Origin of the sequence: Citricoccus parietis, assembly GCF_042433045.1 — a bacterium.
GTDB classification, from domain to species: domain Bacteria; phylum Actinomycetota; class Actinomycetes; order Actinomycetales; family Micrococcaceae; genus Citricoccus; species Citricoccus parietis.
The window spans coordinates 1-2351 of record NZ_JBHLWH010000008.1 but is presented as its reverse complement, the minus strand read 5'-3'; the positions used below and the strand labels follow the sequence as shown (position 1 = coordinate 2351).

The window sequence follows — 2351 nt, the reverse complement described above, 5'->3', positions numbered from 1 at the left end:
TGACGGACCCGGCGTATGGGTGGGGCGAGCAGTGCTGGGAGCGGTTCGGTGAGCACCCGGCGCAGGTCTTCCACGAGTGGAACACCGCCCGTCACGCCCAGGATGCGGTGGCCACCCCGGGCAAGCGCCCGTACACCCGGGACGAGCTCGAGGACCTCTTCGACTGCGCCGATGACCGGGTGCTGCGCATTCGCCAGGCCGGGGCCAAGGGGTGGATCCCGGCGTTCCGCACCGCGACGATCATGAAGGTCGCCTACGCGTGGGGGCTGCGCCGCAACGAGGTCCGCTGCCTGGACCTGGTCGACATCGCCACCAATCCGCGGGCACCTCAGTTCGGCAACGCGGGAATTATCTACGTCCGGCACGGCAAGGCCATGCGCGGTTCCCCGCCGAAGCGGCGCAGCGTGCTGACCGTGCCGGAGTTCGACTGGGCCGTGGAATGCCTGCGGCAATGGACCGATCAGGTGCGCCCGTTGTACGCCCCGGCCCGTTCGACCTGGTTGTGGCCGAGCGAGCGGGGCACCGCGGCGATCGCCGCGGACTCGCTGAGCCGGGCTTTCAATGAGGTCAAGCGGGAGGCCGGGCTGGATGATGACCTGGACTTCCACTCGCTGCGCCGGTCTTACGTCACCCACCTGATCGAGGCCGGCTACGACGCGTTCTTCATCCAGCAACAGGTCGGCCACGAGCACGCCTCGACGACCTCGATCTACACCGGCCTGTCCCCCGATTACCGGGCCCGGGTCGTGGACGGGGCCATCCACCGGATGGCCGCGGCCGCGATGACCACCAGCAAGGAGTACTGACCCATGAAACGGCACGTGGAGTACACCTGGCGGCTGCGGGAGGTCATGGCCGCCCGGGGGATGAACAACCTCTCCGAGCTCATCCCCCACCTGCACGATCGCGGGGTGAGCCTGTCGTCTTCCCAGCTCTACCGGCTGCTCGGGGCCACCCCGGAGCGGATGAACCTGACTCTGCTCGGGGCGCTGCTGGACGTGTTGGAGTGCAGCTTCGAAGATCTCTGCCCCACCACGGTGGTGGCCACTCCGGTCCGGCACCAGGCCACCGGCACCGAGGCCAGCACCGCGAAGAGAGACGCCATCCGCCCGATCAGGGCCCGCATTCACCGGCCCGAATGAGCCGGCCGGCCTTCACCGGGCCCTGCGCCCGCTGCGACCGCACTGGGGTGAGGTTCGCGGCCACTTGGCCCGAGGGGCGGATCTGCCGGCGCTGCTACCAGCGCGCCACCCGCCTGCACGGCACCTGCCCCGGCTGCGCCCAACACCGCCTACTGCCCGGGCTACTCGACGGCGCCCCGGCCTGCGCCGACTGCACCGGCATCCCGGCCGACTTCCACTGCACCCGGTGCGGGCGCGAGGACGAGTTCGTGCGCACCGGACTCTGCGCCCACTGCTGCCTGGCCGATGACCTCACCGTGCTGCTCGACGATGGCACCGGGGCCATCGCTGCACCACTGCTCCCCCTGTTTACCGCCCTGACCGGCCAGAAGCACGCCCGTAGCGCCCGGATCTGGCTCACCATTAACCGGCACGCCGAACAATTGCTGCGGGATCTGGCCCAAGGCCGGCTGCCCCTGACTCACCAGACCTTCCAGGAGCACCCCTGCCCCGGCAAAGTCGCCTTCCTGCGCGCCTTGTGCCTCGAGCACCAACTACTGGAGCCGGTGAACCTGGACATCGAACGCTTCCAGTCCTGGCTCGAGACGAAGGTCAGCGCCCTGCCCGCCGAGGACGCCCGGATCATCCGGCAGTACGCCCTCTGGGTGCACCTGAACCGGATACATCACCTTCAGGCCACCGAGGGCCTGAAGAAGGGCACCTTCCTGGCCGCCAAGCAGTCCATCACCATGGCCATCGGCTTGCTGGGACACCTCAGGGCCCGCGGACACAGCCCCGCGGAATGCACTCAGCACGACGTGGACGCCTGGCTGGCCGGTGGGCCCACCACCCGGAGTCTGGCTCGGGGCTTCGTGCGTTGGGCCGTCGAGCACGGGCACCTGCCCACCGTGGATTTCCCCTACCGCATCGCCCAGGCCACCCCTGTCATCAGCCAGGCCCAGCGGCTGGAACACCTCCGGACCCTCACCGAACCCTCAACTCAGATCCCGGGCACACTGCAAGTCGCCGCTCTGTTCCTGCTGCTCTACGGTCAATCGCTCACCCGCATCTCGCGGATGCGCCTGGCACAGATCCACGACACCGAGGGCAAGCTCACCGTGAGCTTCACCGACGACCGACTCCAGATCCCGCCCCCGTTCGACAGGATCGTGCGGGCACATCTTGACGCGCTGCCGCACACGAACACCTCCGCGCACCGGGCCAACACCT

General features: G+C 69.0%; 3 protein-coding genes. All 3 read left to right on the top strand.

What is annotated here, in order from left to right:
- Positions 1-806: tyrosine-type recombinase/integrase (locus ACFFIO_RS02400; protein WP_378040019.1), on the top strand; the 806-nt coding region annotated here is incomplete at its 5' end.
- 3 nt (positions 807-809) lie between these two features.
- Complete coding sequence (locus ACFFIO_RS02395; RefSeq protein ID WP_091696820.1) at positions 810-1142, top strand: helix-turn-helix domain-containing protein; 333 nt, start codon at positions 810-812, stop codon at positions 1140-1142.
- Positions 1139-2351: site-specific integrase (locus tag ACFFIO_RS02390; protein ID WP_378040018.1), on the top strand; the 1213-nt coding region annotated here is incomplete at its 3' end. The genes ACFFIO_RS02395 and ACFFIO_RS02390, both read left to right, overlap by 4 nt.

Excerpts from the sequence above, each read along its gene's own strand:
- ACFFIO_RS02395 (WP_091696820.1), top strand. The coding sequence starts at position 810 with ATGAAACGGCACGTGGAGTACACCTGGCGGCTGCGGGAGGTCATGGCC.